This window comes from Mesorhizobium sp. WSM4848, from assembly GCF_055811375.1.
Window position 1 is genome coordinate 163912 of sequence record NZ_JBVVPX010000009.1, and the last position, 7423, is coordinate 171334.

The following is a 7423-nucleotide window of genomic DNA, read 5'->3' on the forward strand; positions in this document are numbered from 1 at the left end:
GCGCAAGGAATGTTCAGCCTGTGGGCATAGCCCAGTCGCGGACAGCGAGATAGTCGTCGATCCTGTCGGGATCGAAGATGCGGCCGTCAAAGAAACCATCCGGACCAAGGACGAGGCTGGCGCCGGCCGAGCCTACCGGGGTGGCAGCGGTCAGCGCCCCCTCGACCTTGGCGTTGGCTCCCGGCAGGGCGACGCCGAGCGGCTTCAGCGCTGCGCGATAGAGGTCGGGCCGGTAGGTGTCGCGCGCGAGCGCCATGTGGGCAGCGCTGTGCTTGACCTGCCCCCAACGGACCATCTGCGTGTAGAACCACAGCGCGTGGCTTTTCCAAGGAAAGTTTGCCGCCTTGCCGAAAGGCAGAAAGAAGTCCTCGACGGTCAGCTCCGCGCCGCCGCCCAGCGCAAGATGGCCGGTCAGGATCGGCATCTGCAGCGCCGGTGAAAGGCCGAGGAAGGAAGGCTGCGCCATCAGGGCGGCCAGTTCGCCGCGGTTTGCCGGATCCTGGCACCAGCGCGCGGCATGATGGAGCGCGCGCAGCAGCGCCGAAAGCGCTTCCGGGTGTTTTTCGGCCCAGGCCTTGCGCACGCCGACGACCTTTTCGGGACTGGTCTTCCAGATGGTGGCCTTGACCGTGGCGATATGGCCGGTGCCGGCGACGACCGAGGCGCTGTTCCAGGGTTCGCCGGCGCAATAGCCGTCGATCCTGCCGGTGGCGAGTGCGTCGGCCATGAAGGGCGGCGGCACGATGACGATTTCTATTTCGCGCGACGGATCGATGCCGCAGGCGGCGAGCCAGTAACGCAGTTCGTAGTTGTGTCCGGAGTGCGGATGCACGACCGCAAAGCGCAGCGGGTCGCGACCGGTATTTGCCCGTTCACGGATCAGCGCTCCCAACGCCTTGCCGGCCCGCGCCGGATTGAGATCGGGCAAGGCCCCGTGCGCGGCCATGCCCGCCCAGAGCGCGTTCGAAACCGTTACGCAGTTGCCGCCCAGCCCCAGCGAGAACGGCACGATCGTGTCGGAGGCGAGTGGGGTGAGCCCCAGATTGCAGGCGATCGGCATCGGCCCCAGCATATGCGCCAGGTCGAAATGCCCGATCGCGATGCGGTCGCGGATGTTGGCCCAAGAGGTTTCGCGGCTGAGCGTCAGGTCGACGCCTTCGCGTGCGGCAAAGCCGATCTCCCTCGCTGCGACAAGGACGGCGCTGTCGAAGAGCGGTATGAAACCGGCATTGATCTGGTGTTCGGCCGCCATGCTCAACTTTCTCCGGGATCCAGAAGGCCTGCCGCCGTCACCAGGCTCTGCGCGATTTCGCTTATCTTGCGGTTCTGGTTCATGGCGGTCTTGCGCAGAAGCGTATAGGCCGCGTCCTCCGACAGGCCGCGTGATCGCATCAGGATGCCCTTGGCGCGGTCGATGACCTTGCGGTCCTCCAATTCACTGCGGGCCTCCTCCAGTTCGCGCGCCATCCGCGAGAACGCGTTGAAGCGGCTGATCGCCATGTCGAGGATCGGCTTGACGCGCTCCTGGCGCAGCCCGTCTACGACATAGGCGGAGACCCCCGCTTCCACCGCAGCTTCGATTGAAGCCTGATCCGACCGGTCCACGAACATGGCGATCGGCCGCTTCACCACGCGCGAAAGCTGGAACATGTTTTCAAGCATATCGCGGTTGGGATTTTCGAGATCGATGACGATTACGTCCGGTTCGATCTCGGCAATGCGCCGCGCTATTCCCGCAACATCGTGAACGACCGTGACCTGCTCATGCCCGGCCTCCCGCAATCCCGCCTCGATGATGGAGGCGCGGATGTGGTTTTCGTCGATCACCAGGACGGTGAGGGATTTGCGGATCATGCCGCATTTTGCGCACGGCGCGCGATTGTGCAATGCGGCAAGGTAAGAATTGACCAGTACGCTAAGCGCCGCGAGAGCAAGCGTCCGGTTCCGAAAATAAAAATCTCGATGAGCGACGATGGCGGCAGCCGCGTCGCATCGCTCACGGTGGATCACCCTGATCCGTCACTGGGCTATGAGCTCCTGGCCGAAGCCGTAGGCGCCGATAACGGCACTTTCCTTGCTGGCACTCTCGATTCACTGGCCAAGGCCGCTCAAGTCGGTAGCGTGGTGCGTGAGGGCGACATGAACTATGCCCTCTCCATGGTATGCGGGCTCCGACCGAAGGACCAGATCGAAGCGACTCTTGGTGTCCAGATGGCCGCCATTCACATGGCCACGATGAATGCCGCTATGTGCATGGGACAAGCAAAGACGTGGGAATTGAAGGAATCGCAGGAACGGGCATTGAATCGCCTCGCCCGTACATATGTGGCCCAGGTTGAGGCTCTGAAGCGTTATCGCAGCAAGGGAGAGCAGCGCGTGATTGTCGAGCGCGTGAACGTTGAAAAGGGCGGCCAGGCCATAGTGGGCAACGTGGGGCGGGGTGGGGGCGAGTCATAAAAATGGCGGTTAACCACATGCACTTGGCCATACGCTGCTCAGCAAAGAGCAAGCGGTCAGGCGTTCGATGTCATGCCCCGGCCGTACGAGGAAAGAACGTCTGCCGAATGCATGGTGCCTACGGTGGAGCTCCGAGCGGGTCGGCTCACGGACTGTACAAACATGGTCGCTACACATGCGAGGCCGTCGCCGATCGCCGGGTCTTGTCGGCGCTCATATCAGAGGCACGTCGCAGCGCGAGCGCGGTTTGAGTAGCGAGGATCAGTCGTTGGCGCGGCTGAATTGGTCCGCGCATTGGAAAGCACAGAAGCGATTGCCATGAGCGATGCAGGCGATCTAGCCGCCCCGGTCTACCTTGCTATGCGGAAAGTGGAGCTTGGCGAACCCCTTTCGGCCGGGCCCAGACGCCAGGTATTAGAACAAGTCGAACGAGAACCTCTTCGAGATACTCAAGCCGAAAGCGAATTGATCTTCACTGCCAAACTTAACAATCGGCGAATCGGCGGCGTCGCCCACAAGCTTACTGTACGATGCCTTTGCGTTCAAAAACCAGGTCGGCCGAAATTCATATCTTGCAAGCCCCCTGATACCCACGCTCTTAAAGCCACCGCCTGGATCAAAGGCGTCAACTCTGAAGCCTGTGTTAGCGGATTCTCGAGCCGAAACTCCGAAATAGCTGTCCATATAGTCGGCTGAAGCAACGGTCGCGAAAGGTCCCAATTTGAGCTCGAGCTCAGGCGTAGGCCGGGCCACCGCGTTCACGCCGAATTCACCCACGACACCGTCAGCACCCCCGAAAGCATAGCGAGCCTCTCCCCAAACCTCCGCGTTGGTCCATTCATAGCTGGCCCGCAAACCAGCTTCGAATGTAGCGTCGACATCATCAAGCCCGGACAGGTCTGGATCATCGCTGACGTCCCGATCAGAGGTGTAGTTGAAGGACGGACCGATCGCGAATCCGCCTGCCTGAGCCTCTGGGCTACCGATTGCAAACAAACCGGGGATGGCGAGATAGCCGAAGCCGATCACTGGCCACGGCCAAATCTCATAATCCTTTGAACCTTCGTATTCAGGCTGAATTACTCCGCCAAGGCCGAGTTCAATGACAACGTCGACATCAGTCTGCGGCGCCTGATCCACTCCTGAATTGTCGGCTGACCAGGCGCGCGTCACAAGGAGTACGGTTGCAGCAACCACGCTGAGGCCAATTTTGATCAAAACCTTCCACCTTCGGACGCTAGATATCGTTCCAATGCATGGTGAAGTATCAACAAAGATGCTGCAAGCGAAATTGGCATAGTGAATATCAGCAACCGCGTCGTGTGGCCGAATTTTGGAGTTCGTGGGCGAACAGATCGAGGCATAGCTTAAAGACAACCTCGGCCCGTCGTGATTATCACTGGGGCCGCGCCGACGCGGCCTATCTCAAAAGGGCTGAGTGGTGATCCGGCATGACCAAGGCAAAAGCTGTCTGAAATGGGTGTCAAAAGCCCCAAATCCGTCACTCGATCGTGATGGAATAGAACCGAGCGCAATGTTGTTGACCGATTGCGGGGGAACCCACGGAAGGGAGACAACCCTTATGCCCAGTCACATCACAATCGCAGTCTTGCTCATGATCCTAACCGGTGCCGCCGGGTGCATGACCAGCAATGGAGCGCTGCATTCCACGACACAGACCACAAACGGTGGCAGCAGTAGCCCCGGCGGTAGCGGCGGCATGGGCGGCGGCTACTAAGGCGAATGTGACGCGGACGGCGCTCCACGCGTCAGTGCGGCGGCTTACCTGACGCTGCCGGTGGTGTCCTATTTCAAGGAGAACGGCATGCCGATCTGGCTGGTTCTAATTCGGGACACTTGGCCTCACCGTGCCTACCACTTCAGACGGCCCGGCAGCCGCTGCGGGGTAGGCAACCGACCGCCGGGCCTAACCGGCGGGGGTTTGGGTCGCCGGCTAGTTCTACCATAAGCCTCTCATGCATCATTACTAATTTAGTAAAATGGTCACGTTCCGTTCCCCTGGCTGTCAAATCGGATGAGCCTAGAGTCAATTTGGTGGCTAAACGAGTGAGTGCCGGCGGCCGGCTAGAACTTATTCCTCCGATGATGCCGACCTTGGTAGCCAAGCCGCCCCAAGGCGATGACTGGATGCATGAAGCCAAATTTGACGGCTACCGCTCCCAGATCATCATCGACGCCGGCGGTGCGCGGATCTTCACCCGCCGCGGACTCGAGTGGACATCGAAGTACGGCGATCTGGTCGAGGCAGCCAAAGGTCTCAACGTACAGAACGCCATCATCGACGGCGAAGTCGTCGTCCTTAATGAGGCTGGCCTTTCGGATTTTGCCGCGCTGCGCAAGGCAATCACGAGGCGCCAGCACGACCTCTATTTCGTCGCGTTCGATCTGCTGCATCTCAATGGCCACGATCTGCGCGACATGGCTCTTGAGGATCGGCGGGAAATCCTGGCCGGCCTTATAGGGTCCGACAGCCGCATCCAGTTCAGTGAGACAATGCCAGGCGAGGCCAACGCGATCTATCATCTGATCGACAAGGCCGGCCTGGAGGGGATGGTATCGAAGCGTCGAGACAGAAAATACCAAAGCGGCCGGCAACACAGTGGGTTAAGCCGGGGATCAAAGCCCGCGTGAAGCACCTCAGGGGCGAGGACGACCTTCGCCACGCTTCGCTTCAGGACTTCTGGGATGAAAGCTAGCTTTCCGCGTTCTATGCGCTGCCGCTTGTCTCGCTTTCCTCGTCAAGTGCTGAGGCACCGGCAAATAGGCGTTGGCAATCAGCCAAATTAAGCGGGCTAATGGTTTCCAGCAAAGGACGCGCGGCGTGGTATACCATCACTATCCGGGGAAACATTGGATACGCAGCCGCTCAGCGCCATCAAAATCAACACCAAAAATAGTCGCATCTTTCCCTCCGAATTGGGGGCACTTAGCACGGATGTCATGCTGGTGCCTGGCCGCCGACCGAAAGCGAGGCCCGTTCAGAAACTTATGGAGACCGACATTCCCCGGATGAACCCGGTTTCTGGCGACACAGTAGCCGTCATGGCCGCCCCAGGCAATGTTGAGCGCGGTGCGGGAGGGTACCTTTGGCCACCTTAAGGAAGAGCACGTCGCCGCGCTCTTGCTGTCCATGATGCGGACCGGGAAAGGCGGTGCCGTATGAGCGCCGCCAACGAGAAGGCCTTCTTTGGTCTGGAGCCGCTGCTCTGCGACTCTGTCAACATGGCTGACGTGCTGATGGATATGTTGGAAGGGCATTTCGACACCACTCCCGAAAACGCTAATTACGTCATCCCCGAGGCGGAAGGCGACCGCCTGTTCTTCGTAGCCTGCGTCACGATGTCGATGACCAAAAAGGCCAGGAAAGCCTACTACGAAGCCCTAGGCGGGGACGCGTCATGAACGCGCCCGTCACACTGGCGAAGGTAATTGACCCTGCAAAGGCGGGGAAGTTCTCCTTCGAGATTATGGCCTATACCGACGTAATCGGCGGCAACGTCATGGACACCAAGTACGCCAAGGAACTGTTGACCGTCGACCCGTTCGCCGAACTTGAGAACGACTGTTTGATCGTCTGCCAATTTTCGGGCGGCAGCCCGCATATGGCGCTCTGGTCCAAAACTGGGAAGGACGAGGACGGCAAGTTCGCGCGCCGGGGCGCCGATAACGAAGTGTTTCGCGTCCATTTCGGCGTCACCTATACCAAGGCCGCTATTGGAGAATGGATCAACATCTTGGGGCGGGTGGTCAGTGATCCACGCGAATTTCCTAAAGAGATGCCGATTTCTTACTCCAGCTTGCCGGCGCGGGCGGCCTAAAGATTAGTTGAGCGACTTGGGCCCGCTGCCTAACGGGGGCGGGCTTTCGCTACAGCTTAGGCTTGCGGATCAGCTTTGCGCGGGATTTTTTGGCCGGCACGGTACGGGCTGCCTTGGCCTCTGCGGCCCACTTGGCTTTCTGCTCAGCTCGAAATTCCTCCAGTCGTCGAATGGCTCCGAGCAAGTCCTTTTCTCCGTGGTCTTCTTGCAGTTTCTGTCTGACTATTCTACCTGCAGCCATCCGAAGGGCGCCTTCAACGATATCCTCCATCGACGAGCGCCGCTCATCATATGTCCTGGTGTAGTCCCGCAGTCGCGGATCGTGAAAATCGAGTGCGTCTTTGACATCCCTGTCGTCCGGCCACTCGCCGCACTTCTGGCAGCAAGCTGTCGTAGAGGCCATTCGATATCTTGCTTTGCCCAGGCCTTGTCGACCGTCTTCTTGTTGTTTTCGACGGCCAGTCGGATATGTGGCTTCTTATCGTCGTCAGACAAATCCCAACCCTCCCCAGCAGCAGGCAGGGGTGACAATTGCGCAGCCGGCAGGTTACGGCAAGCCAGTTCTGCGGCGGCGGCTGACCCTTTTGAACCTTTTGAGTGTTCCGCATAGGGGGGCTATGCAAAAATTCGCCACTGCACCGCTATCAAAACGGCCCGTTGCTATAGCGTGGTAATCGAGGCCATTACCCCTATTGGGGAGCGTAATTTCGGGACCAGTACGCGCATGCTCGCGAGGTGGAGTTAATTCAAAAGCCCCTATAGAGGACAATGCCTTAGGCCAATTTAATTAACGGCTTTCCGGTTAATCGATTCTGTGCCCTGCAGAGACTCGCAGGTAGGTGACCTTTTGAACCTTTTGAGTGTTCGCCCTAGGGCACTCGTAGAAAAATTCGCACCTGCTGAAACTGGTTTATCAGAACGGCCCGTCGTTCACGCACTTCGTAGACACTCCCTATGTCTTCCTCGATCTCGACTTCGCCGATACCTACAGCTGCTTACTGCAGGTCCGGGCGATAGACGAGGAAAGCGAGACGGACGGCAGCGCGTAGACTGGGACGCGACCTCTATGCAGAAGACCCGCCGCTACATTTGCGAAGCGACGGGCCTCCGCCCCATTCCCCCATACC

General features: G+C 59.3%; 8 protein-coding genes. 4 read left to right on the forward strand and 4 right to left on the reverse strand.

The features are described 5' to 3' along the window. Nucleotides 1–13 precede the first annotated feature (13 nt). Together AC0L16_RS11750 and AC0L16_RS11755 are read right to left on the reverse strand one after the other, a co-directional pair. Entirely contained in the window at nucleotides 14–1252 is a 1239-nt protein-coding gene (locus tag AC0L16_RS11750) for a CmpA/NrtA family ABC transporter substrate-binding protein (RefSeq protein WP_473620869.1), read from the reverse strand. A gap of 2 nt (nucleotides 1253–1254) precedes the next feature. Further along, nucleotides 1255–1854: an ANTAR domain-containing response regulator gene (locus AC0L16_RS11755; protein ID WP_023796771.1), complete on the reverse strand. Its 600-nt coding sequence runs from the start codon at nucleotides 1852–1854 to the stop codon at nucleotides 1255–1257. Here AC0L16_RS11755 and AC0L16_RS11760 point away from each other — a divergent pair. Continuing rightward, nucleotides 1810–2457 (forward strand): hypothetical protein, encoded by a 648-nt coding sequence (locus AC0L16_RS11760; RefSeq protein ID WP_473620871.1) that lies wholly within the window; start codon nucleotides 1810–1812, stop codon nucleotides 2455–2457. The genes AC0L16_RS11755 and AC0L16_RS11760 overlap by 45 nt on opposite strands. A gap of 414 nt (nucleotides 2458–2871) precedes the next feature. Here AC0L16_RS11760 and AC0L16_RS11765 read toward each other — a convergent pair whose 3' ends face one another. Continuing rightward, nucleotides 2872–3675, reverse strand: a complete 804-nt coding sequence (locus tag AC0L16_RS11765) for a MipA/OmpV family protein (protein WP_473620872.1) — start codon at nucleotides 3673–3675, stop codon at nucleotides 2872–2874. A gap of 849 nt (nucleotides 3676–4524) precedes the next feature. Here AC0L16_RS11765 and AC0L16_RS11770 point away from each other — a divergent pair. The 3 genes from AC0L16_RS11770 to AC0L16_RS11780 all read left to right on the forward strand — a co-directional run bounded on the left by AC0L16_RS11770 (nucleotide 4525) and on the right by AC0L16_RS11780 (nucleotide 6296). After that, nucleotides 4525–5109, forward strand: coding sequence for an ATP-dependent DNA ligase (locus AC0L16_RS11770; RefSeq protein WP_473620873.1), 585 nt, complete (start codon nucleotides 4525–4527; stop codon nucleotides 5107–5109). Nucleotides 5110–5637: 528 nt separating this feature from the next. Next, nucleotides 5638–5880, forward strand: a complete 243-nt coding sequence (locus AC0L16_RS11775; protein WP_473620875.1) for a hypothetical protein — start codon at nucleotides 5638–5640, stop codon at nucleotides 5878–5880. Next, the gene (locus AC0L16_RS11780; protein WP_473620876.1) at nucleotides 5877–6296 is read left to right on the forward strand and encodes a hypothetical protein; all 420 of its coding nucleotides are present in this window, start codon (nucleotides 5877–5879) and stop codon (nucleotides 6294–6296) included. The genes AC0L16_RS11775 and AC0L16_RS11780 overlap by 4 nt, the downstream gene beginning before the upstream one ends. Nucleotides 6297–6345: 49 nt before the next feature. On the opposite strand, the gene AC0L16_RS11785 is transcribed toward AC0L16_RS11780, so the two are convergent. Further along, complete coding sequence (locus AC0L16_RS11785) at nucleotides 6346–6699, reverse strand: hypothetical protein (RefSeq protein ID WP_473620878.1); 354 nt, start codon at nucleotides 6697–6699, stop codon at nucleotides 6346–6348. Nucleotides 6700–7423 lie beyond the last annotated feature (724 nt).